The organism is Arthrobacter sp. SLBN-112 (assembly GCF_030944625.1).
GTDB lineage: Bacteria > Actinomycetota > Actinomycetes > Actinomycetales > Micrococcaceae > Arthrobacter.
Genome location: NZ_JAUSXY010000001.1, coordinates 2,064,075 through 2,088,068 on the forward strand (window position 1 = coordinate 2,064,075; position 23,994 = coordinate 2,088,068).

A 23,994-nucleotide genomic window follows, 5' to 3' on the forward strand; every position below is an offset into this window, starting at 1 on the left:
ACAACTGCACAAGGAGAAATAAGCAGCATGGCAAAGCGCAGCAAAGCATATGAGGCAGCAGCCGCCAAGATCGACGCGGAGAAGCACTACGCACCGTTCGAGGCAGTAACGCTGGCCAAGGACACCAACCCGTCCAAGTTCGATGCAACCGTCGAGGTGGCTTTCCGCCTGGGCGTTGACCCCCGTAAGGCCGACCAGATGGTCCGCGGTACGGTCAACCTGCCCCACGGCACCGGTAAGACCGCACGCGTCCTGGTCTTCGCCACGGGCGACAAGGCAGAGGCCGCAATCGCAGCCGGCGCCGACTTCGTTGGCTCCGACGACCTGATCGAAAAGATCGCCGGCGGCTGGACCGACTTCGACGCAGCCGTTGCCACCCCTGACCTCATGGGCAAGGTTGGCCGCCTCGGTAAGGTCCTGGGTCCGCGTAACCTGATGCCGAACCCGAAGACCGGCACGGTGACCGCTGACGTCGCCAAGGCCGTCAACGACATCAAGGGCGGCAAGATCGACTTCCGCGTCGACAAGCACTCCAACCTGCACTTCATCATCGGCAAGGTTTCCTTCGACGCCGTCAAGCTGGCCGAGAACTACGCAGCAGCACTGGAAGAGGTGCTTCGCCTGAAGCCGTCCGCTTCCAAGGGCCGCTACATCCAGAAGGCCACCGTGGCCACCACGTTCGGTCCCGGCATCTCCGTCGACCCCAACGTCACCAAGGTGCTCACCGAGGCGTAGTCCTTGATTGAAGTTCCTGCCCCGGGCTGATTCCGGAGCACCAGGAGCCCGTCCGACGCTTAGGCGTCGTGGCGGGCTCCTTTGTTGTCCGCGTGTTTGCCTAAGGTGGCTGCATGGATATACCGGACCCCGCTGGAGTCCCGCCTTTGCCGCCGCATGACGCGTTGGTGATTGCCGCCGTCGTGATCCCGCCCCGGGGAAGCGGCCCGGATACCGCCCGGCTGTCCGCGGACTTCCGGACTTGCCAGGCCATGCGGGAGGCGCAGGACACGGCAGTGTGGGGCAACCTGGACCGCTGCCTGACAGACAAGGAAGCGCTCGAGTATTGGCGTGGCAACCGGTACGAAGAACGGCATCTCTTCCTGGCCCGGATTGGCAACGAACCGGTGGGGCTGTGTTCGGTCACCTTGCCGTTGCAGGACAACACGGCCACGGCAGGCATCGACGTCCTGGTGGTTCCCGGCAGGCGCCGCCGGGGGATTGGGCGTGCCCTGCTGAGGCACGCCGAAGCCGTGGCCCGCGCCCGTGGCCGGTCATCCCTGGATGCCTTCCAGGAAATACCGCTGGAAGTCCCGGAGGATGGCACCCGCCTACTGGCCGCGAAGTCCGGGGCCGGGCACCTGCCCACGGACCATCCCGCAAGCGCGTTTGCCATGGCCGCTGGATACCAGCTGGAACAGGTGGAGCGCTCCAGCCGGCTGGCGCTTCCCGTGTCCGAATGCCTGTTGGCCCGGCTGGAGGCGGAAGGCCTTGCGCAGGCAGGGCATTACACGCTGACGGCCTGGGATGATCAGTGCCCGGAAGCGCTGGTCGCCGGCTATGCGCGGCTCAGGGTGCGGATGAGTGAGGATGCCCCCACCGCAGGCATGGACTGGGAACGCGAGGACTGGGACGCCGCCCGGGTACGCGAGGACGAATCGACGCTCGGGCGCGGTGGCGTCCAGTCAGCAGTGGCAGCCGCCGTGCACCGGCACACCGGCGAACTGGTGGCGTATACGGTCCTGACCTGGCGTCCGCAGGTGCCGGAGTCGCTGATCCAGCAGGACACCCTGGTGGCGGCGGAGCACCGCGGCCACCGCTTGGGCATGCTGGTCAAGGCGGCCAACCTCCGCCGCGCGCAGGAAAAGTGGCCCTCGGCGCGCTCGGTCCTGACATGGAATGCCAGCGAAAACCAGCATATGCTGGCGATAAATACCGCACTTGGATTCAAGCCCGCTGGCTATGAAGGTGAGTGGCAGAAACGGCTGGGATGATGCCCGAATGGCAATAGACGTGAAGATCGAGCAGCTGTGGATCCCCGATTCCCTGGATACCCCCGACGCAGCGGACTTCCTGGCCGCCGTCGAGGTGGGCCGCAAAGTGCGGATGCAGACCTGGGGGAGTGATGATCTTGCCTATGGTCCGCTGGAAAAGTTGCTCGAGTTCGCCGACCCCTATGAGCGCCAGCTGATCCTCGTTGCCAAGGTGGACGGGGACATCGTGGGGACCGTGGACATCGCACTGCCGCTGACAGACCACCTGGACCTCGCCGAACTCACCCTGGACATCCTGCCCGAGTTCCAGCGCCAGGGCGTGGGGCGGCGCCTGCTCGAGGCCGCCGAGCAGCTGGCCCGGGGTGAAGGCCGCACCATGATCCTGGTGGACACCAACCACCCCGGCGCATCGCTCCACGAGTTTGGGCAGGCCCAGCTGGTCCCGGGCACCGGCCAGGGTTTCGTTCCCTTGGAAAGCCGGGAGGTGGAATTCGCGCAGAGGACCGGCTACACGCTGCAGCACATCGAGCAGTTCAGCTCCTGTCTGCTTCCCCTGGACACCATGCTGGTGTCAGACCTCCAGGCCGAGGCGGAGGAAGCCAACGGCGGCAGGTACCGGCTGCACCATTGGACGGACCGCTGCCCGGACCAGTGGCTGGAGGCCGTGGCTGTCCTGGAAAACCAGGCGGGTGCCGACGTCGACCCTTCCCTGGACGTGCCGGTTGAGCAGGACATGGTGTTCGACGGCGGGATCCTGCGCGAGGCCGAAGACGTCGCCATCGCGCAGGGCAGGCGCACGGTGGTCACCGCCGTCGAAGACATCGCCACAGGATCGCTGGTAGGGCTGACCACCATCACCGTGCTCGCCCACCGCGCTGACGTCGTTTTCCAGGACGATACGCTGGTCCTGCAGGAACACCGCGGCAACAAGCTGGGCCTGCTGATCAAGGTGGCCAACATGGAACGGCTCAGCGAGCAGTTCCCGGATGCGCGCATCATCTACACCTGGAACGCCCCGGAGAACCGCTACCTCTTGACGGTCAACAAGCAGCTTGGATTCCAGACGGCTGGGGTGACCGGCATCTGGCAAAAGGAACTTCCCACGCTGCGGACCAGCACCAGCTGACCGCCGATTTGGCGGACCGGCGTCCCCTCGCGTAAGCTGGGAGTACCAAAGACCGTCGGTTGTTGGAAATCCACTCTCCTGTACATGGCTCAACTCTGCAGTTGTGCGCCGGAGGCCACAGTGGGTTTCCGGACGAAGGACCCTCAACGCAGGGCGGCCGGCGCAGGTGAACGAAGCAAAGCTCCGCGGTCAAACCGTGTTGAGCCAAGCCCCGTGCATCTGCGCGGGGCGTTTTTAGTTTTAGCTCTCTTGAGCGGGGACCGTCGAATACCGGCACTATCCCCGGAAGGAGGGTTATGGCAACGCCTACCAAGGTTTCAGCAGTAGCTGAGATCACTAACGATTTCAAGGAATCGAACGCCGCTGTCCTGACCGAATACCGCGGGCTCACCGTTGCACAGCTCAAGCAGCTGCGTGTTTCTCTCGGCCAGGACACCAAGTTCGCGGTCGTCAAGAACACCCTGACCGCCATTGCAGCCAAGGAAGCCGGCGTCGAAGCATTCGACGGCCAGCTTGCCGGCCCCACTGCAATCGCGTTCATCAAGGGTGACGCAGTTGCCGCTGCCAAGAGCCTGACGGATTTTGCCAAGGCCAACAAGCAGCTGGTCATCAAGACCGGTTACTTCGAGGGCAAGGCGCTGGACGCCACCGAGGTTGCAGCCCTGGCTGCCCTCGAGTCCCGTGAGCTGCAGCTCGCCAAGGTTGCAGGCGTCCTCAAGGCACCCGCCGCCGCAGCTGCACGCATCATCGACGCACTGCGCCTCAAGCTTGAAGAAGAGAACGGTGCACCGGCAGCTGCCGAAGCGCCTGCCGCTGAAGAAGCTCCCGCCGCTGAAGCCGAGGCACCCGCCGAAGCTCCCGCTGCCGAAGAGAACTGATTCTCTTTACCCCACCAGACTCCGGTGTCAGGCCCGGCTCCGCGCCGCTCGGACACCACAACAGGAAGGACGCCAACCATGGCGAAGCTCAGCAACGAAGAGCTCATTGAAGCTTTCAAGGAACTGACCATCATCGAGCTCTCCGAGTTCGTCAAGCTCTTCGAAGAGACCTTCGAAGTTACCGCCGCTGCTGTTGCAGTTGCTGGCCCCGCCGGCGCTGCTGCTGAAGAGGTTGAAGAGAAGACCGACTTCGACGTCGTCCTCGAAGCTGCCGGTGACAAGAAGATCGCAGTCATCAAGGAAGTTCGCGCCATCACCTCCCTCGGCCTCAAGGAAGCCAAGGACCTGGTTGACAGCGCACCGAAGGCTGTTCTCGAAGGCGCCACCAAGGAAGCTGCCGAGAAGGCCAAGGAGCAGCTCGAGGCTGCAGGCGCCACCGTTACCCTCAAGTAACAACGCCTTTTTTCCTTCGGAAACCCCGTCCACTTCGGTGGGCGGGGTTTCCTGCTTTAAGCGGGGCGGAGGGGTCAGCCGGGATCTGAGATGTCGGCGACCACCGCACCCAGGGCCGCGGTCAGTGAGTCGGCGTCAACGAAAGCGCTGTAGCCGTGGGCTCCGGCGCCCATGGAGATCCGGCGCCCGCTGATCGTGGCGTCGGCATAGACGGGCCACGCCGTGGTGCTGCCCAGCGGCGTGATGGTGCCACGCTCGTAGCCGGTCGCTTCCAGGGCAATGTCTGCCGGTGGAAGGGACAGTTTGTTGACGCCCACCAGGGACCGGAGTTTGGGCCAGGAGATCTGGCGGTCGCCGGGAATCAGGGCGAACAGGAACGTGCCGTCCTTGTGCTTGACCACCAGTGACTTCACGATGTCAGCGGGTTTGATGCCCAGAATGGCGGCGGCTTCCTCCAGGCTCCGTGCCGGCGGGCGTTCCACCACGTCAACCTGCAAGCCCCGGGCCGCGGCGTCGGCCAGGAAGCGTTCCCGTCCGACGCCGTCCGTTCCGTTTCCGGTTGCGCCCGCCATCAGTCGCGGTACAGCAGGAGGGCTTCGCCCTGCCCGCCCCCGCCGCAGAGGGACACGGCGGCCTTGCCACTTCCGCGCCGCTTCAGCTCATGGGCCGCGTGGGCGGCGAGCCGGGCTCCTGATGCCCCGATTGGGTGTCCCAGGGCGATGGCACCGCCGTGGATGTTGCACTTCTCCAGGGGGTAGTCCAGGTCCTTGAGCGATTGGACCGCCACGGAACCAAAGGCCTCGTTGATCTCAATGAAATCCAGGTCCGCAGTGCTCCAGCCGGCCTTGCCCAAGGCGTTCATGATGGCGTTGGAAGGCTGGGAATGCAGGGAATTGTCCGGGCCGGCCACCTGCCCCGGCTTTCCCACCACGGCAAGGTACTCCAGCCCGTGCTCCTCGGCATAGCCGCGGGAGGCGAGCACCAGGGCGGCGGCGCCGTCGGACAGGGGAGAGGAGTTGCCCGCGGTGATGGTGCCATCGGTCACAAACGCTGCGCGCAGGCCTGCCAGCGACTCAACCGAGGTGTTGGGGCGGACGCCTTCGTCGGTGTCCACCACCAGGGGGTCGCCTTTGCGCTGCTTGACGCTGATCGGTGCGATCTCGCCGTCGAACGTTCCGTTCTTAGCCGCCAGTGCCGCACGCTGGTGCGACTGGGCGGCCACGTTGTCCTGGGAACTGCGGTCGATGCCCAGCGTGAGATTCCGGGTTTCAGTGGACAGGCCCATGGATTGCCCGTCAAAGGCGTCGGTCAGTCCGTCATTGGCAGCCGCGTCCAGCGCCTGGATGGAGCCGTACGTCCATCCCTGGCGCGAGCCCGGCAGCAGGTGCGGCGCCCGGCTCATCGATTCCTGGCCGCCTGCCACCACCACGGCGGCCTCACCGGCCCGGATCATGCGGGCGGCGTCGATCACCGCGGTGAGCCCGGAGAGGCACACTTTATTCACTGTCACGGCGGGGACGTTCCAGCCGATCCCGGCTCCGATGGAGCTCTGCCGTGCGGGATTCTGGCCTGCGCCCGCCTGCAGCACCTGCCCCATGATCACAGCCTCCACATCGGCGGCTTCAATGCCGCTGGCCGCCAAGGCAGCCTTGATGGCGTGGGCGCCAAGGTCCACCGCCGTCAGGCTGGACAGTTGGCCGTTGATGCGGCCCTGCGGGGTCCGCGCTGCTGCAAGGATGACAACGTCACTGTTGTCAGGAGAGTTGCCCATGGTCATCACTTTCAATCCGGTTCAGGTGTAAGCCACCAAGGCTATCGTGAGCCTGGTCACCCAACTATTGAAACGCCGGAACACCTGTGCGCATTCCGGCGTCCCGGCTGCTGCGGGTCCGGCCACTGCGGGCCGGGGTAAGGGTGCGGGCAGGGGAGAGGTCCCCATCCTCCCGGTGTGCACGACGGCGGCGGCTTGCGTAGGGTGGTGGGCGAGGCTTTTCAGGGGGACACCGGGTCCGGGGCCGTGACGGACGGAGCGAGATCATGAAAACGACACTTGCCGCAGCAGCCCTTGCAGCCCTTGCAGCACTGACAGGCTGCTCGGTGTCGACACCCGCACCGGCGGAATCAACGCAGCAGCCTGCTCCGTCCTCGGCCCGGTCCAGCGGCGGCAGCACGCCCCGTGCGTCAGCAGACGCCGGCAGCCCGAGCCGGGGCGCCAGGGAAGCCTGCGAACTCTTCAACAAACTCTTCGCTGACTACGCTGCGGTTTCCCCCACCGACGCAAAAGGCTATGAGGACGTCTACCTGAAGGCCCAGGACGCCAAGGGCACCGTTTCCGGGGACCTCGAGGGGCTTTTCGCCTCGCTCAGCCTGCTTGCGATCGACCACTCGGCCGCCGCTGAATCCGGCAGCACGCCTGCCCAGGAGTCCAAGGACGCCGTGCGGGACGCCGTCTTCGCGAACTCGGGGACCTGCACTGCGGAAGGTGTCACGCTGCGCCTGTAGGACGGCCGGCGGACAGCGCGAAAACAGTGCTTGCAATCCGGCCCGATGTGGGGTAGACATGTAGGTTGTTTTGCCGTATCGTAGATATTTGCGTCTTCCCTGTTTACCTTCAGCCTTCATATAGCGGTGGGCTTTGCCTGGCAGCTGGCAATCAACGTGCCGTGACAACGTCACAGCATCGTCAGCACGGGTCCCGGGTCATATAGCGGAACCGGATGGTAGCGCTGCGGAGTCACTTTCGCAGGGTGCACAGCGGGGGAGATCTGAAAACGCCTGAAGGTCTGTGGAAGGATCCCTCTTGGTCGCCTCGAGCACCTCTAATAACGAAACCGCTAACACCGCCGACAGCACTGATGGTGCCACTCGCCGGCTCTCATTCGCAAAGATTCACGAACCTCTTGACGTTCCGAATCTGCTTGCCCTGCAGACAGACAGCTTCGATTGGCTGGTCGGCAATGAGCGCTGGCAGGCACGCGTGGCAAAGGCTGTCGAAGAAAACGATCTCAGCGTCGCCACCACGTCCGGCCTGTCGGACATCTTCGAAGAGATCTCCCCGATCGAGGACTTCCAGGGCACCATGTCCTTGAGCTTCTCCGATCCGGAGTTCGCTGACCCCAAATACACCATGGCCGAGTGCAAGGACCGGGACGCAACGTACTCGGCTCCGTTGTACGTCAAGGCCGAGTTCATGAACAACAACACGGGCGAAATCAAGCAGCAGACCGTGTTCATGGGCGATTTCCCGCTGATGACCGAGAAGGGCACCTTCGTGGTCAACGGCACCGAGCGTGTCGTCGTCTCCCAGCTGGTCCGTTCACCGGGCGCCTACTTCGAGCGCGCCGCTGACAAGACCAGCGACAAGGACATCTTCACCGCCAAGATCATCCCGTCCCGCGGTGCTTGGTTCGAGCTCGAGATCGACAAGCGCGACCAGGTCGGTGTCCGCCTCGACCGCAAGCGCAAGCAGTCCGTCACGGTCCTGCTCAAGGCCCTCGGCTGGACCGAAGGCCAGATCCTCGAAGAGTTCGGCCAGTACGACTCCATGCGGGCAACCCTGGAGAAGGACGCCACCGAGACCCGCGAAGACGCCCTGCTGGACATCTACCGCAAGCTTCGTCCGGGCGAGCCGCCCACCGTCGAGGCTGCCCAGTCCCTGCTGGACAACCTGTACTTCAACTCCAAGCGCTACGATCTGGCCAAGGTTGGCCGCTACAAGATCAACCGCAAGCTCGGCATCGACCGCTCCCTTGGCGACAAGGAAGCCTCGGTCCTGCACGTTGAAGACATCGTTGCCATGATCAAGTTCCTCGTCGCGCTGCACGCTGGCGAGAAAACCATCAAGGGCACCCGCGATGGCCAGGAAGTGGACCTGCGCGTCGAAATCGACGACATCGACCACTTCGGCAACCGCCGCATCCGCGCCGTCGGCGAGCTCATCGAGAACCAGGTCCGCACCGGCCTGTCCCGCATGGAGCGCGTCGTCCGCGAGCGTATGACCACCCAGGACGTCGAGGCCATCACGCCGCAGACCCTGATCAACATCCGCCCCGTGGTTGCAGCCATCAAGGAGTTCTTCGGAACGTCCCAGCTGTCGCAGTTCATGGACCAGAACAACCCGCTCTCGGGCCTGACCCACAAGCGCCGCCTGTCCGCGCTTGGCCCGGGTGGTCTGTCCCGTGACCGCGCCGGCATGGAAGTCCGTGACGTTCACCCGTCCCACTACGGACGTATGTGCCCCATCGAAACTCCTGAAGGCCCGAACATCGGCCTGATCGGTTCGCTGGCATCCTACGGCCGCATCAACCCGTTCGGTTTCATCGAGACCCCGTACCGGCTGGTCAAGGACGGCGTCGTGTCCGACGACGTCCAGTACCTGACGGCCGACGACGAGGCCGAGGTGCTGATCGCACAGGCCAACGCGCCGCTGGATGAGAACAACAAGTTCGCCGAGGACACCGTGCTGGTCCGTGCCCGTGGTGGTGGAGGCGAGCCCGTCCTGGTTCCGGCCGAGGACGTCGAGTTCATGGACGTTTCCCCGCGCCAGATGGTGTCCGTGGCAACCGCCCTGATCCCGTTCCTGGAGCACGACGACGCCAACCGCGCACTCATGGGTGCCAACATGCAGCGCCAGGCCGTTCCGCTGGTCCGTTCCGAGGCTCCGTTCGTGGGCACCGGCATGGAGCGCGCCGCCGCCGTCGATGCCGGTGACGTTGTCATCGCCAAGAAGGCCGGTGTGGTCACCGAGGTTTCCGCCGAGCTCGTCATCATGCTCAACGACGACGGCACCGAGACCAACTACCGCATCAACAAGTTCGCCCGCTCCAACCAGGGCAACTGCTACAACCACCGCGTCCTGGTGAACGAAGGCCAGCGCCTTGAGGTCGGCGGCATCATCGCCGACGGTCCGGCAACGGACCAGGGTGAACTCGCACTCGGCAAGAACCTGCTCGTGGCATTCATGTCATGGGAAGGCCACAACTTCGAGGACGCCATCATCCTCTCGCAGCGCATCGTTGCCGAGGACGTCCTTTCCTCCATCCACATCGAGGAGCACGAGATCGATGCCCGCGACACCAAGCTTGGTGCCGAGGAAATCACCCGTGACATCCCCAACGTGTCCGAGGAAGTCCTGGCCGGCCTGGACGAGCGCGGCATCATCCACATCGGTGCCGAGGTTGAAGCAGGTGACATCCTGGTCGGAAAGGTCACCCCGAAGGGTGAAACCGAGCTGACCCCGGAAGAGCGCCTGCTGCGCGCCATCTTCGGTGAGAAGTCCCGCGAAGTGCGCGACACCTCCCTGAAGGTGCCGCACGGCGAGTCCGGCACCGTCATCGGCGTTCGCGTCTTCGACCGCGACAACGACGACGAGCTGCCCCCGGGCGTGAACCAGCTGGTGCGCGTCTACGTGGCTGCCAAGCGCAAGATCACCGACGGCGACAAGCTCGCCGGCCGCCACGGCAACAAGGGTGTCATCTCCAAGATCCTCCCCGTCGAGGACATGCCCTTCCTTGCCGACGGTACCCCCGTTGACATCGTCCTGAACCCGCTGGGTGTTCCGGGCCGTATGAACGTGGGCCAGGTGCTCGAAACGCACCTCGGCTGGGTTGCCAAGACCGGTTGGAAGATCGAAGGCGAGCCCGAATGGGTCAAGCAGCTGCCGAACCTGCCGCGCGAGAGTGGTCCCACCACTGTTGCGACGCCGGTGTTCGACGGTGCCCGCGAAGAGGAAATCACGGGCCTGCTGGACTCCACCAACGTGACCCGCGACGGTGACCGCCTGATCAACTCCTCCGGCAAGACCCGCCTGTTTGACGGCCGCTCCGGTGAGCCGTTCCCGGATCCGATCTCGGTCGGCTACATGTACATCCTGAAGCTCCACCACCTGGTGGACGACAAGATCCACGCGCGCTCCACCGGCCCGTACTCCATGATCACGCAGCAGCCGCTGGGTGGTAAGGCACAGTTCGGCGGCCAGCGCTTCGGTGAAATGGAAGTGTGGGCGCTCGAGGCTTACGGCGCTGCCTACACGCTCCAGGAACTCCTCACGATCAAGTCGGATGATATCCACGGTCGTGTGAAGGTCTACGAAGCGATCGTCAAGGGCGAGAACATCCCCGAGCCGGGCGTTCCCGAATCCTTCAAGGTCTTGATCAAGGAAATGCAGTCGCTGTGCCTGAACGTGGAAGTTCTTTCCACGGACGGAACCACAATTGAAATGCGTGACTCTGATGACGCAGTCTTCACGGCTGCGGAAGAACTGGGCATCGATCTGTCTCGTGCAGAGCCCAGCTCCGTAGAAGAGGTCTAGCAGGAGGTTTACGACGGCGGGTGACCACCCGCCGTCGTATGCCCCCTCCCTCATCCCGCACCAAGACTTCAGAATTTAGAGAACAAGAGAGAACAGGGACCATATGTCCAGCGAATCCTCCTTCGGCCTCATGCAGATCGGCCTCGCCACCGCGGAAGACATCCGCGGCTGGTCGTACGGCGAGGTTAAGAAGCCGGAAACCATCAACTACCGCACGCTCAAACCCGAGAAGGACGGACTCTTCTGCGAGAAGATCTTCGGCCCGTCCCGGGACTGGGAATGCTACTGCGGCAAGTACAAGCGCGTGCGCTTCAAGGGCATCATCTGTGAGCGCTGTGGCGTTGAAGTCACCCGCGCCAAGGTCCGCCGTGAGCGCATGGGCCACATCGAGCTGGCCGCCCCGGTCACGCACATCTGGTACTTCAAGGGTGTTCCGTCCCGCCTGGGCTACCTCCTTGACCTGGCCCCGAAGGACCTCGAAAAGGTCATCTACTTCGCTGCCTACATGATCACCAGCGTCGACGAGGCTGCCCGCCACGAGGAACTGCCCAACCTGCAGGTTGAGCACGACATCGAGAAGAAGCAGCTGATCGACAACCGCGACGCCGACATCGCCGCGATCGCCCGCGACCTCGAAGGCGAAATCGCACGCCTCGAGGGCGAAGGCGCCAAGGCAGCCGACAAGAAGAAGGCCCGCGACTCCGCCGACCGCCAGATGGCCAACGTGCGCAAGCGTGCCGACGCCGACATCGAGCGCCTCGAGCAGGTCTGGGACCGCTTCAAGAACCTCAAGGTCGCCGACCTCGAAGGTGACGAGGGCCTGTACCGCGAACTGCGCGACCGCTACGGCATGTACTTCGAAGGCTCCATGGGTGCCGAAGCCATCAAGAAGCGCCTTGAGAACTTCGACATGCAGGCCGAGTCCGACCTGCTGCGCGACATCATTGCCAACGGCAAGGGCCAGCGCAAGACTCGGGCCCTCAAGCGCCTGAAGGTGGTCAACGCGTTCCTGACCACCAACAACAGCCCGCTCGGCATGGTGCTCGACGCCGTCCCGGTGATCCCGCCGGAACTGCGCCCGATGGTCCAGCTGGACGGTGGCCGCTTCGCGACCTCCGACCTGAACGACCTTTACCGCCGCGTGATCAACCGCAACAACCGCCTCAAGCGCCTGCTTGACCTGGGCGCTCCGGAGATCATCGTCAACAACGAGAAGCGCATGCTTCAGGAAGCTGTTGACAGCCTCTTCGACAACGGCCGTCGCGGCCGTCCGGTCACCGGACCGGGCAACCGTCCGCTTAAGTCCCTGAGCGACATGCTCAAGGGCAAGCAGGGCCGTTTCCGCCAGAACCTCCTCGGCAAGCGCGTCGACTACTCCGGCCGTTCGGTCATCGTCGTCGGCCCGCAGCTGAAGCTGCACCAGTGCGGCCTGCCCAAGCAGATGGCGCTGGAGCTCTTCAAGCCGTTCGTGATGAAGCGCCTGGTTGACCTCAACCACGCCCAGAACATCAAGTCGGCCAAGCGGATGGTGGAGCGCTACCGTCCGCAGGTTTGGGACGTGCTCGAAGAGATCATCACCGAACACCCGGTGCTGCTCAACCGTGCACCTACCCTGCACCGCCTGGGCATCCAGGCCTTCGAGCCGCAGCTTGTTGAAGGCAAGGCAATCCAGCTGCACCCGCTGGTTTGTGGCGCGTTCAACGCCGACTTCGACGGCGACCAGATGGCAGTCCACCTGCCGCTGAGCCCCGAGGCACAGGCTGAGGCCCGCATCCTGATGCTGTCCTCGAACAACATCCTGAAGCCCTCCGACGGACGCCCGGTCACCCTGCCCTCGCAGGATATGATCATCGGCCTCTACCACCTGACCACCAAGCGCAAGGGTTCAGCCGGTGAAGGCCGCATCTTCGGTTCGGTTTCGGAAGCCATCATGGCGTTCGACGCCCGCGAGCTGCACCTGAACTCGCAGGTCAAGATCCGTCTCGAAGGGTTCGTGCCGTACGCCGGCTGGGAAGCTCCGGAAGGCTGGGAGCAGGGTCAGCCCGCACTCGTCCAGACCTCCCTGGGCCAGGTCCTCTTCAACGAGACCCTGCCCGAGGACTACCCCTGGGTTGAGGCTGTTGCCGACAAGGGCGAACTGTCCCGCATCGTCAACGACCTCGCCGAGCGCTACCCGAAGGTTGTTACCGCGGCAACGCTGGACAACCTGAAGGATGCCGGTTTCTACTGGGCCACCCGCTCAGGCGTCACCGTCGCCATCTCGGACATCGAGGTTCCGGCCGCGAAGCCGCAGATCCTTGCCGGTTACGAGGAGCGCGCCGCCAAGATCCAGGGCCAGTATGACAAGGGCCTGATCGACGACGACGAGCGTCGCCAGGAACTGATCGAGATCTGGAACAAGGCAACCAACGAGATCGCCCAGGCGATGCGTGACAGCCTGTCCCCGATGAACACCATCAACCGCATGGTGTCCTCCGGTGCCCGTGGTAACTGGATGCAGGTCCGTCAGATCGCGGGTATCCGTGGCCTGGTGGCCAACCCTAAGGGTGAGATCATCCCGCGTCCCATCAAGTCCTCCTACCGTGAGGGCCTGTCGGTGCTGGAATACTTCATCGCCACCCACGGTGCCCGTAAGGGTCTGGCTGACACCGCGCTGCGTACCGCCAACTCGGGTTACCTGACCCGTCGTCTGGTGGACGTCTCGCAGGATGTCATCGTCCGCGAAGAGGACTGCGGCACCGAGCGTGGCCTGGTCACGCCCATTGCCGTCGCCGATTCCAACGGTGAGCTGGTCCTGGACGAGAACGTCGAGAACAGTGCCTACGCACGTACCCTCGCCGTCGACGTCGTGGACTCCGAGGGCAAGGTCCTCGCAGCCGCCGGCACCGACTGCGGTGACGTGGTGATTGACGAGCTGTTCAAGGCCGGCATCACCGAGGTCAAGGTCCGCTCCGTACTCACCTGTGAGTCCAGCGTCGGCACCTGCGCACTGTGCTACGGCCGTTCCCTGGCCACCGGCAAGACCGTGGATATCGGCGAGGCCGTGGGCATCATCGCCGCACAGTCCATCGGTGAGCCGGGTACCCAGCTGACCATGCGTACGTTCCACACCGGTGGTGCTGTTTCCGCCAGCGGTGGCGACGACATCACCCAGGGTCTGCCCCGTATCCAGGAGCTCTTCGAAGCCCGTACTCCGAAGGGTGTCGCTCCGATTGCTGAAGCAGCCGGCCGCATCACCATCGAAGAGTCCGAGCGCCAGATGCGCCTGGTCATCACCCCTGATGACGGAACGGAAGAGATCGCTTACCCGGTCCTGCGCCGTTCACGCCTGCTCATCGAAGACGGCGACCACGTCACCGTTGGCCAGAAGCTGATCAACGGTCCCGTGGACCCCAAGCAGGTCCTGCGCATCATGGGTCCGCGTGCCGCCCAGAAGTTCCTGGTGGACGAGGTCCAGGGCGTGTACCGCAGCCAGGGCATCGGTATCCACGACAAGCACGTCGAGGTTATCGTCCGCCAGATGCTGCGCCGCGTCACGGTCATCGAGTCCGGCGAATCGGACCTGCTGCCCGGCGAGCTCGCCGAGCGCAGCCGGTTCGAGGAAGCGAACCGCCGCGTTGTGTCCGAGGGCAAGACTCCGGCTTCCGGACGTCCCGAGCTCATGGGCATCACCAAGGCGTCGCTGGCCACCGAGTCCTGGCTGTCGGCCGCTTCCTTCCAGGAGACCACCCGCGTCCTGACGCAGGCGGCCATGGAAGGCAAGAGCGATCCGCTGCTTGGCCTGAAGGAAAACGTCATCATCGGTAAGCTGATCCCGGCCGGCACGGGTCTCCCGCGCTACACCGAGGTCACCGTCGAGCCCACTGAGGAAGCGAAGGCCAACCTGTTCACCGGCCCCAGCGCATTCAGTGACTTCTCGTACGACACCCTGGGCGGTGACGGAGCTCCTGAGTTCCACGCCATCCCGCTGGATGACTACGACCTCGGCAACGACTTCCGCTAACCAGTAGGATCCGACTTAGCCGAAAGGGATGGTCCCGCACCGCAAGGTGGGGGACCTTCCCCCTTTAACCGTCGATTAAGGCCTGGACCCTGTCCGTGGTAGAGTGGATACCAATTGTTATTGTGGCAGTGGATGAGTGCGCCGGTTCCAGCTGAAAGGCTGAACCAGAGCGACGTTTCCGGTTTGCAGGGTTCTTGTGCAACGTATGCCACATTTTTGCATGCCTAGGGACTGATAGGATCGCAAGCTCCTTCCCGGTATGCGATCCGACTATTAAAGGCTTCGCCTTCGCCGCCATGGAGATCCTCTTCAGGGCCCGGGCGGCGGGGCAACGCAACAAGAGAGTGGCCGGAAACAGCCGCTCCGGATAAAACGGAGAACACGAGAGTGCCTACGATTAACCAGCTGGTCCGCAAGGGCCGCACGCCTAAGGTCTCAAAGACCAAGGCTCCCGCGCTTAAGGGCAGCCCCATGCGCCGCGGTGTTTGCACCCGCGTTTACACCACCACCCCGAAGAAGCCGAACTCGGCTCTGCGTAAGGTGGCGCGTGTTCGCCTCAACGGCGGCGTGGAAGTTACCGCCTACATCCCCGGTGTTGGCCACAACCTGCAGGAGCACTCCATTGTGCTCGTCCGCGGTGGTCGTGTGAAGGACCTCCCCGGTGTCCGCTACAAGATCGTCCGTGGCGCCCTCGATACCCAGGGCGTGAAGAACCGTAAGCAGGCCCGCAGCCGCTACGGCGCAAAGATGGAGAAGAAGTAATATGCCTCGCAAGGGTCCGGCCCCCAAGCGGCCGCTCGTTTCGGATCCGGTTTACGGCTCCCCGCTGGTAACCCAGCTCATCAACAAGGTGCTTGTTGACGGCAAGAAGTCCACGGCAGAGCGCATCGTCTATGGTGCCCTCGAAGGCGCACGCGCCAAGTCCGGTGGCGACCCCGTCGCAGCGCTGAAGAAGGCCATGGACAACGTCAAGCCTTCGCTTGAGGTTCGCTCCCGCCGCGTCGGTGGCGCCACCTACCAGGTTCCGGTCGAGGTCAAGCCGGGCCGCTCCACCGCACTCGCCCTGCGCTGGCTGGTTGGCTACTCCAAGGCCCGCCGTGAAAAGACGATGACCGAGCGCCTCCAGAACGAAATCCTGGATGCGTCCAACGGTCTCGGTGCCGCTGTGAAGCGTCGCGAAGACACCCACAAGATGGCCGAGTCCAACAAGGCCTTCGCACACTACCGCTGGTAATACTCCCCGGGCGCCGCCGGCTCAACAGAGCCGGCGGCGAACGTGTAGTCCATCCCAAAAGGAGACCCCGTGGCACAGGACGTGCTTACCGACCTTAGTAAGGTCCGCAACATCGGCATCATGGCCCATATTGATGCCGGCAAGACCACCACAACCGAGCGCATCCTGTTCTACACGGGTGTGAACCACAAGATCGGCGAAACGCACGACGGCGCTTCGACCACTGACTGGATGGAACAGGAAAAGGAACGCGGCATCACTATCACGTCTGCCGCCGTGACCTGCTTCTGGGAGAACAACCAGATCAACATCATCGACACCCCCGGCCACGTGGACTTCACGGTTGAGGTTGAGCGCTCCCTGCGCGTCCTCGACGGTGCAGTTGCCGTCTTCGACGGCAAGGAAGGCGTTGAGCCGCAGTCCGAGACCGTGTGGCGCCAGGCTGACAAGTACAACGTTCCGCGTATCTGCTTCGTCAACAAGATGGACAAGCTCGGTGCTGACTTCTACTTCACCGTAGACACCATCATCAGCCGTCTCGGTGCCAAGCCGCTGGTAATGCAGCTGCCCATCGGTGCCGAGAACGACTTCATCGGCGTCGTCGACCTGCTTTACATGCGCGCCCTGGTTTGGCCGGGCGACGCCAAGGGCGACGTGACCATGGGTGCCAAGTACGAGATCCGCGAGATCCCTGCTGACCTCCAGGAAAAGGCTGAAGAGTACCGCGCGAACCTCGTTGAGACGGTCGCAGAGTCCTCCGAGGAACTCATGGAGAAGTACCTCGAGGGCGAAGAGATCTCGGTCGACGAGCTCAAGGCCGGCATCCGCAAGATGACCATCAACTCCGAGCTGTACCCGATCTTCTGTGGCTCTGCCTTCAAGAACCGTGGCGTCCAGCCGATGCTCGATGCCGTGGTGGACTACCTGCCGAACCCGCTCGACGTCCCCCCGATGATCGGTCACGATCCTCGTGACGAAGAGAAGGAACTGACCCGCAAGCCCTCCTCCGAGGAACCGTTCTCGGCGCTGGCGTTCAAGATTGCGGCGCACCCCTTCTTCGGCCAGCTCACCTTCATCCGCGTGTACTCCGGTCACGTGGAAGCGGGCGCCCAGGTGGTCAACTCCACCAAGGGCAAGAAGGAGCGCATCGGCAAGCTCTTCCAGATGCACGCCAACAAGGAAATGCCCGTCGAGGGCGCTACCGCCGGCCACATCTACGCAGCCATCGGTCTGAAGGACACCACCACGGGCGACACCCTGTGCGATGCCAACAACCAGATCGTGCTCGAGTCCATGAGCTTCCCGGAGCCCGTGATCTCGGTTGCCATCGAACCGAACACCAAGGGTGACCAGGAGAAGCTCTCCACGGCCATCCAGAAGCTCTCCGCTGAGGACCCCACCTTCCAGGTGTCCCTCAACGAAGACACCGGCCAGACCATCATCGCCGGCATGGGCGAACTCCACCTGGACATCCTGGTGGACCGCATGCGCCGCGAATTCAAGGTCGAGGCTAACGTGGGCAAGCCGCAGGTTGCTTACCGCGAAACCATCAAGCGCGCCGTCGAACGCCACGACTACACGCACAAGAAGCAGACCGGTGGTTCGGGCCAGTTCGCAAAGATCCAGATCGCGATCGAGCCGCTGGACACCGCCGAAGGCGAGCTGTATGAGTTCGAGAACAAGGTCACCGGTGGCCGCGTTCCCCGCGAGTACATCCCGTCTGTTGACGCTGGCATCCAGGACGCGCTGAACGACGGCGTCCTGGCCGGCTACCCGGTCGTCGGCATCAAGGCCACGCTGATTGACGGCGCGTACCACGATGTTGACTCTTCGGAAATGGCGTTCAAGATCGCCGGACGCATGGCTTTCAAGGAAGCTGCGCGCAAGGCGAACCCGGTTCTGCTTGAACCGCTGATGGATGTCGAGGTCCGCACCCCTGAGGAATACATGGGTGAAGTTATCGGTGACCTCAACTCCCGCCGTGGCCAGATGCAGTCGATGGAAGATGCACAGGGCGTCAAGGTCATCCGTGCGCACGTACCGCTGTCCGGCATGTTCGGCTACATCGGCGACCTGCGCTCGAAGACCCAGGGCCGTGCTGTGTACTCCATGACGTTCAACAGCTACGCCGAGGTCCCGAAGGCAGTTGCCGACGAGATCATCCAGAAGACCCGCGGCGAATAGTCCCTGGGACTTCTCAAAGCGAACAAACTCGGGTGCGCTTGCCGGTTACGGAAAGCACAGCCGGTGCAGGTGGTCGGGGCTCGGTCGGATTCGTCCGGTCAAGCCGGGCTCTGGCCATCTGCACGAACAGGCTCTAGGGACTAGTATTAGTTCCTGAATCTGCAATTTCACCAATCCAAAGCCCCCCAAGTAGACTTACCTGAGTTTCTGCCGCGACAAGAGCGGCAGGAGGGTATGTCATTTGAAAACGTTCTAGGAGGAACCTGTGGCAAAGGCAAAGTTCGAGCGGACTAAGCCGCACGTCAACATCGGCACCATTGGTCACGTTGACCACGGTAAGACGACGCTGACGGCCGCCATTTCCAAGGTGCTGTACGACAAGTACCCGACTCTCAACGAGAAGCGTGACTTCGCGTCGATCGACTCTGCACCCGAAGAGCGTCAGCGCGGTATTACCATCAACATCTCCCACGTGGAGTACCAGACCGAGAAGCGTCACTACGCACACGTTGACGCCCCCGGCCACGCTGACTACATCAAGAACATGATCACCGGTGCTGCCCAGATGGACGGCGCAATCCTCGTGGTTGCTGCTACCGACGGCCCGATGGCTCAGACCCGCGAGCACGTTCTGCTGGCCCGCCAGGTTGGTGTTCCCTACCTGCTGGTCGCGCTGAACAAGGCTGACATGGTTGACGACGAAGAGCTCCTCGACCTCGTCGAAATGGAAGTTCGTGAGCTCCTGAGCTCGCAGGGCTTCGACGGTGACAACGCTCCGGTTGTCCGCGTTTCCGGCCTGAAGGCCCTGGAAGGCGACCCCGAGTGGGTCAAGTCCGTTGAGGACCTGATGGCTGCTGTCGACGAGTCCGTTCCGGACCCCGTACGTGACCGCGACAAGCCGTTCCTGATGCCGATCGAAGATGTCTTCACCATCACCGGTCGTGGCACCGTTGTTACGGGCCGCGCCGAGCGTGGAACCCTCGCCATCAACTCCGAGGTCGAGATCGTCGGCATCCGCCCGGTCCAGAAGACCACGGTTACCGGTATCGAGATGTTCCACAAGCAGCTCGACGAAGCATGGGCCGGCGAGAACTGTGGCCTCCTGCTCCGCGGTCTGAAGCGCGACGATGTCGAGCGTGGCCAGGTTGTCGTCAAGCCGGGTTCCATCACCCCGCACACCGACTTCGAGGCAAACGTCTACATCCTCTCCAAGGACGAAGGCGGACGTCACAACCCGTTCTACTCCAACTACCGCCCGCAGTTCTACTTCCGCACCACGGACGTAACCGGCGTTATCACCCTGCCTGAGGGCACGGAAATGGTTATGCCTGGCGACAACACTGAGATGACCGTTGCGCTCATCCAGCCCATCGCAATGGAAGAGGGCCTCGGCTTCGCAATCCGTGAAGGCGGCCGCACCGTTGGTTCGGGACGTGTTACCAAGATCATCAAGTAGTTTCTGCTGATCACGGACCATCCGAATCATTGATTCGGTAATCCACAGAAAACCCCGCTGCCCTGCGCAGCGGGGTTTTCTTTTGCTAAAATTTATCCATTCGCTGGATAAAAAAGTGGATTGCTGCTGTCTGTTAGGAGAAGGCCGGACATGAGGGACGAGTCGTATGCCGCAGGCTACCGGGCCGGCCACCTGCAGGGTTGGTTGGATGCCATAGCGCCAATCGAACAGATGCGGCAGCCGACTGGCACGCCCCAGCCCGCGCCCCAAGGCGTGCAGCCCACGCCTGTTCCTGTGCGGGAGCCCGCTGCTGTCTCTCCGCGGGAAACCGCAGCATCCGCCGCGGCAGCGCCAGCCGGGCAGGTCATACCGGCTCCCTCCGCCATGGCCGCCCAGGTCGACGCCGAGGGATCCGGAATCGTCGTTGGCCCCGGGCTGCGGGTGCAGCCACGGCGCCCCGCACCTGCACCGCCCGGTGTCCGTACCGTACGGCCCGCATTCACGCCTGCCGAGCGCCAGGCGCGCCGTGAACGGCGGGACCGGCAGAACATCAACACCACGCTCTACGTAGCGAGCCTGCTCCTGGTGGCTGCTGCCGCTCTGTTTGTCGGCAGCGGGCTGCCGCCGATGCTGCGCTTTGCCGGCGTAGGCGCCGTCACTACGATGTTCTACTGCCTGGGCTTCGGGCTGCATGCGAAGATCGCGCGGTTGAGGCCCGCCGCCGTCGCCTTCACGGGGACCGGCCTGGCGCTGGTGCCGGTCTCCGGCCTGGCGCTGTACAACTTTGCCTGGCATAACGGGCCCGCCACCTGGTTGCTGACGTCCATAGTGGGAACCGCCGCCTATGTAGCGGCCGCCATCAGGCTGGAGAGTAAAGTCCTGACGTACCTCTCCTTGACGTTCGTGGTGTCGAGTGCGTGGTCGGGAGTTGCTGTCCTCGGGGGAGCACTCATTTGGTATTTCGCGGCGCTGATCAGCGTGGCCGTGGTATTCACGCTGTTATCGCACCTGCGCCCCGCCTGGCTGCCGCCACTCTTCGTCGGGCCGCTCGCCGCGCTGCACCCCTACTTGGTGCCAGGCGTCGCCGCCGCGGCCTCGTTGTCGCTGTTCCTGCCGGCTGAACCGGGGTTGACCAAGGCAGAGTATGCACTCGTCCTCGGCACCTGTGGGGCATACTTCGCCGTGTTTGCAGCAGCCGCGGCTGCCTTAAGGTTGGCTTATTTCAGGGCCGCGAGGGTGGCACTGACAATCGCGGCCGCCGTCGGGATGTGGCACATGACAGGCCGCGGGACGGACGCCCTGTTCACCCTCGTCGTGCTGCTCGGCGCCCAGTCAGTGGCTGTTGCGTTCATGGGTGCGCGCCTTGAAACCTGGATCACGCGGGCAACCGGCGTGACCGGCGGGCACCAAAGGGCGGCCCATCCCGTCCCGAAAGCGGGTATGGCACGGTGGCGGCGTGACGCTTTCATCGAGTTCGGCCTCCAGATCGCGGCCACGGCCGTCTTTGCGCTGGCTGTCGTCGTCGCGGGCTTCTTCCCGCCGGCTCGGATATCTGTCACCCCTGTGCCATTGTGGCTTCCCGTCCTGATCAGCCTTGTCACGGGTTTTACGCTGGCTGCCAGGCTTCGCGGCCGCGCCGAGATTGCCCCGGTTCCGGCTCTGTTGCTGGCAGCCGTCGTCAGCCATCACATCGGTGAAGGAATGTTTGCGGTGCTGCTCGCCCTGGCCTCGGGCTTCTGGGCAGTCAGGGCCTACGCTGCGGACGGGGCGTTGCGTCGCCTCATGGTGCTCAACGCACGCGTGGCCGTCACACTACTGGCGCCTGCCGTGGCGGCAGCCGTGACCGAAGGCGCTGTGCAGGACCGGGCCGTGTGGTTCGTGTTGCTGATCGCCGCTGCAGCACAGCAACTTCTCTCAGCGGGGATTCAGCGATTCGGGATAAGCGCACTGGCACCCCAAGTGAGCCTGGTCGGTTTCACGCTTGTTGGCCTGGGGAGTATCGCCAGCGTCTCGTCACTTGAGGGCCGCGGTTCCCAGGGACTGACGTGGGCAGCGGTGCTGATCCAACTGGCCGCCGTCCTTGTGACCGGCCTGTTGCTGACCGGCAAACCTACGGACTCGCGCAACTGGCGGTTCGGCGCCGGAGAGTTCCTTGCACCGGTGGTGGCAGCGATGCTTGCAGCGTTCGCGTTTATGAGGCTTTCGGAGGGAGCCGGCAACCTGGTGCTCTTGCTGCTGCTGGCGTACATGGTGGCTTCTGCGCCCAGGCTACCGGCGCTGGAGCACCGGTGGGCTTATTGGTGGGCGGCCCGGGCGGCAGGAACTGTTCTGGTGTTGACGGCGTTCTCGCAGTTGCAGCACAGCACCGGCAGTATCGTTGTCGGCGGGGAGGAGTTGCATCCGGCCAGCGTTCTCTTCGCCGCATTGTTCGTTCAGCTGGCCCTGCCGCTGGGCGGGCAAATGCTGCGGCGGGCTCCTGCGGGCGTGGTGTTCGATGCCGCCTGTGTCATCCTGCTGCAGCTTGCCGCCTGTGCCGTCCTGGCGCAGCAAGCCTCCGGGAGTTGGCAACACCTCGTTGCCGTGTCCGGGGCTGCAATTGCCGCCGCGCTGGCTGCCTACGTCCTGCGGACCGAGCCCGTCACTGTGGTGTTTGCCCCGGTGTCCTTCCTGATCCTCGTCGGCCTCTCGCTCGGAAATGTCCGGGTGGTGGAGGTTCTCCTGGGTGTCTTCGCCGTCTTTGCCGCCGTCATGGTGGTGGCGGTTCCCCGGCCTCGGAGCAAAGGGTGGTACTTCGTTGCCGCGCGCGTGCTCACTGCCGTCCTTGCCCTGGTGCTCAGCGACGATGTCACGGCGTCACCTACCGCTGTCTCCGTAACGTTTGCTCTCGTCCTCGCTGCCCAGCATGTGATCCGCTGGATGATGCGTTTCCGGCTCGCTGCCGTGCCGTTCCAGCAAGCCGCCGTATGGATCACCCTTGCAGGCCAGGCCCTGCTGCCCCTGGTTTACGCCGTGCAGCACGGGGCTTTGTGGCCTGGCACGGACCTCAGTGGCTCGCTGCCGGGCGGCGGCGGGATGGGCGACGCCGGCCGTTGGGTGTTGCTCCTTGAGGTGGGCCTCCTGGTGGTTTCGGCTGCCGTGGCCCGCAGGCTGTTCGTTGCCCGCGGTGCGTTGTACTTCGGCATTTACGGCCTGCTCTTCGGTGTTTTGTCCCTCAGTCCGGTGGTTGCTTTCGGGGACGTGGCAGCCCTCAGCTTCACCGGGACGGCGGTTGTGCTGCTGTTCTTGGGCCTTGCGGCAGCGGCGGCCGGTCCGGAGTGGCGGCGCCGCAGCGCTTCTGCGGCCGGCCCGGAACTCCGCCTGTGGCTCGCCGCCGCAGGAACATTCACCGGTGCGGCGCTGGCTGTGTCGCCGCAAGCAGCTGGCTGGCTTCCGGGAGCTGCTGTGCTGGCTGTGGCCGCAGTCCTGCTGACGGCCTCCCATGTTGAAGCCGTGCCGATGCTCTATCCGCCTGCCGCGGCCGCCGTCCTTGGCGGAGCCTTTATGCTTGCGAACGCTTTGCCGGGACTTGGGAGCGATGCTGGCCCGGGGGAGTGGGAACGCTATCTGCCGTGGTTGGCGGGCCCGGGTGCAGCGGCATTGGGGCTGTATGCAGCGCGCCGGGCACGGTCAGCGGCGTTGGCGGATGATCCGGTCCGGCGCTGGTCCCTGGCGGGCGGCGCGTTCTTTGGCCTTGTGCTGGCAGCGGCAGCGGGCCTGTACCGGGACGGGACCGCCTGGGCCGGTGTGGGCGTGCTCATTGCCGCCGCGGCTGTTGCAGTCTTCGAACCTTCACCCCGCATGCGCAGGCCTGCTGCGGAACTGGCTGCCATCCTGATTGTGGCTGCTGTCCAGCGGGCAGCAATATTCGAGTTCAGCGGAGCCCGGGGACTCCTGCCGTGGCCGGCAGCTTCCCAGGCGGATCCCTTCTGGGTGGCGCAGTGGTACATGCTGCTGGCGGCTGCGCTGGCAGGCCTGCGGTACCTGACAGGCAGTCCTTCCGTGGGCCGGCGTTATGCGTGTGCCTCGGCGGGGCTGCTCTCACTGTCCGGGCTGGGCACCATCTTCGGCGGCGAAGCCTCCCACCAGCTGTGGGTGCTGGTATGGCTGGCAGTGTTTCTGGCTGCGGGGCTTGTTGTTGGTGACAGGCTCTTCGTCAGGTGGGGTGCGGTGGGGATCGCCGTCTGCGTCCTGTGGGCGATGCGGCAGTACACTTTTGCGCTCCTGGCAATTGTCGCCGTCGGCCTTATTGCCTTCGCGGTGTGGCGCCTCAACCGAGCTGCCGCCGGTGCGGATAAAGCAGGGGACGCGCCCTGATACTGTTTC

The 23,994-nt window shown here is 64.1% G+C and carries 15 protein-coding genes; 13 read left to right on the forward strand and 2 right to left on the reverse strand.

Features of this window, described 5'->3' with window-relative positions; all coding sequences use genetic code 11:
• Positions 1 to 27 precede the first annotated feature (27 nt).
• The 5 genes from rplA to rplL all read left to right on the forward strand — a co-directional run bounded on the left by rplA (position 28) and on the right by rplL (position 4,445).
• Complete coding sequence (rplA, locus tag QF050_RS09750) at positions 28 to 735, forward strand: 50S ribosomal protein L1 (RefSeq protein WP_308930268.1); 708 nt, start codon at positions 28 to 30, stop codon at positions 733 to 735.
• A gap of 113 nt (positions 736 to 848) precedes the next feature.
• Entirely contained in the window at positions 849 to 1,988 is a 1,140-nt protein-coding gene (locus tag QF050_RS09755) for a GNAT family N-acetyltransferase (protein ID WP_308930269.1), read from the forward strand.
• Between the two features lie 7 nt (positions 1,989 to 1,995).
• Positions 1,996 to 3,114 (forward strand): GNAT family N-acetyltransferase, encoded by a 1,119-nt coding sequence (locus QF050_RS09760; protein WP_308930270.1) that lies wholly within the window; start codon positions 1,996 to 1,998, stop codon positions 3,112 to 3,114.
• 296 nt (positions 3,115 to 3,410) lie between these two features.
• Complete coding sequence (rplJ, locus tag QF050_RS09765; protein ID WP_141942696.1) at positions 3,411 to 3,992, forward strand: 50S ribosomal protein L10; 582 nt, start codon at positions 3,411 to 3,413, stop codon at positions 3,990 to 3,992.
• A 78-nt stretch (positions 3,993 to 4,070) separates the two neighbouring features.
• Positions 4,071 to 4,445 carry a 50S ribosomal protein L7/L12 gene (rplL, locus tag QF050_RS09770; RefSeq protein ID WP_139029946.1) on the forward strand — a complete coding sequence of 125 codons (375 nt, stop codon included), beginning with the start codon at positions 4,071 to 4,073 and terminating at the stop codon, positions 4,443 to 4,445.
• A gap of 74 nt (positions 4,446 to 4,519) precedes the next feature.
• Here rplL and QF050_RS09775 read toward each other — a convergent pair whose 3' ends face one another.
• A complete protein-coding gene (locus tag QF050_RS09775; protein WP_308930271.1) occupies positions 4,520 to 5,017 on the reverse strand; it encodes a YbaK/EbsC family protein in 498 nt (165 codons plus the stop codon).
• Positions 5,017 to 6,216 carry an acetyl-CoA C-acetyltransferase gene (locus tag QF050_RS09780; RefSeq protein ID WP_308930272.1) on the reverse strand — a complete coding sequence of 400 codons (1,200 nt, stop codon included), beginning with the start codon at positions 6,214 to 6,216 and terminating at the stop codon, positions 5,017 to 5,019. The genes QF050_RS09775 and QF050_RS09780 overlap by 1 nt, the downstream gene beginning before the upstream one ends.
• Before the next feature lie 266 nt (positions 6,217 to 6,482).
• On the opposite strand from QF050_RS09780, the gene QF050_RS09785 reads away from it, so the two are divergent.
• From QF050_RS09785 to QF050_RS09820, 8 genes are all read left to right on the forward strand, one after another.
• Positions 6,483 to 6,947: a hypothetical protein gene (locus QF050_RS09785; protein ID WP_308930273.1), complete on the forward strand. Its 465-nt coding sequence runs from the start codon at positions 6,483 to 6,485 to the stop codon at positions 6,945 to 6,947.
• A gap of 298 nt (positions 6,948 to 7,245) precedes the next feature.
• Positions 7,246 to 10,755 (forward strand): DNA-directed RNA polymerase subunit beta, encoded by a 3,510-nt coding sequence (gene rpoB / locus QF050_RS09790; protein WP_141942688.1) that lies wholly within the window; start codon positions 7,246 to 7,248, stop codon positions 10,753 to 10,755.
• A gap of 103 nt (positions 10,756 to 10,858) precedes the next feature.
• A complete protein-coding gene (locus QF050_RS09795) occupies positions 10,859 to 14,758 on the forward strand; it encodes a DNA-directed RNA polymerase subunit beta' (RefSeq protein ID WP_308930274.1) in 3,900 nt (1,299 codons plus the stop codon).
• A gap of 387 nt (positions 14,759 to 15,145) precedes the next feature.
• Entirely contained in the window at positions 15,146 to 15,520 is a 375-nt protein-coding gene (gene rpsL, locus QF050_RS09800; RefSeq protein WP_009358312.1) for a 30S ribosomal protein S12, read from the forward strand.
• A 1-nt stretch (position 15,521) separates the two neighbouring features.
• A complete protein-coding gene (rpsG, locus tag QF050_RS09805; RefSeq protein ID WP_003803829.1) occupies positions 15,522 to 15,992 on the forward strand; it encodes a 30S ribosomal protein S7 in 471 nt (156 codons plus the stop codon).
• A 69-nt stretch (positions 15,993 to 16,061) separates the two neighbouring features.
• Positions 16,062 to 18,176 carry an elongation factor G gene (gene fusA, locus QF050_RS09810; protein WP_308930275.1) on the forward strand — a complete coding sequence of 705 codons (2,115 nt, stop codon included), beginning with the start codon at positions 16,062 to 16,064 and terminating at the stop codon, positions 18,174 to 18,176.
• 265 nt (positions 18,177 to 18,441) lie between these two features.
• Entirely contained in the window at positions 18,442 to 19,632 is a 1,191-nt protein-coding gene (gene tuf / locus QF050_RS09815) for an elongation factor Tu (protein WP_018760460.1), read from the forward strand.
• A 150-nt stretch (positions 19,633 to 19,782) separates the two neighbouring features.
• Positions 19,783 to 23,985, forward strand: a complete 4,203-nt coding sequence (locus QF050_RS09820) for a hypothetical protein (protein ID WP_308930276.1) — start codon at positions 19,783 to 19,785, stop codon at positions 23,983 to 23,985.
• The last annotated feature ends 9 nt before the right edge of the window (positions 23,986 to 23,994 follow it).

Coding starts and splice junctions, on each gene's coding strand:
- QF050_RS09780 (WP_308930272.1), bottom strand. CDS start 6,216: ATGGGCAACTCTCCTGACAACAGTGACGTTGTCATCCTTGCAGCAGCG.
- rplJ (WP_141942696.1), top strand. CDS start 3,411: ATGGCAACGCCTACCAAGGTTTCAGCAGTAGCTGAGATCACTAACGAT.
- QF050_RS09775 (WP_308930271.1), bottom strand. CDS start 5,017: ATGGCGGGCGCAACCGGAAACGGAACGGACGGCGTCGGACGGGAACGC.
- QF050_RS09785 (WP_308930273.1), top strand. CDS start 6,483: ATGAAAACGACACTTGCCGCAGCAGCCCTTGCAGCCCTTGCAGCACTG.
- rplL (WP_139029946.1), top strand. CDS start 4,071: ATGGCGAAGCTCAGCAACGAAGAGCTCATTGAAGCTTTCAAGGAACTG.
- rpsG (WP_003803829.1), top strand. CDS start 15,522: ATGCCTCGCAAGGGTCCGGCCCCCAAGCGGCCGCTCGTTTCGGATCCG.
- QF050_RS09760 (WP_308930270.1), top strand. CDS start 1,996: ATGGCAATAGACGTGAAGATCGAGCAGCTGTGGATCCCCGATTCCCTG.
- QF050_RS09755 (WP_308930269.1), top strand. CDS start 849: ATGGATATACCGGACCCCGCTGGAGTCCCGCCTTTGCCGCCGCATGAC.
- rplA (WP_308930268.1), top strand. CDS start 28: ATGGCAAAGCGCAGCAAAGCATATGAGGCAGCAGCCGCCAAGATCGAC.
- QF050_RS09820 (WP_308930276.1), top strand. CDS start 19,783: ATGAGGGACGAGTCGTATGCCGCAGGCTACCGGGCCGGCCACCTGCAG.
- QF050_RS09795 (WP_308930274.1), top strand. CDS start 10,859: ATGTCCAGCGAATCCTCCTTCGGCCTCATGCAGATCGGCCTCGCCACC.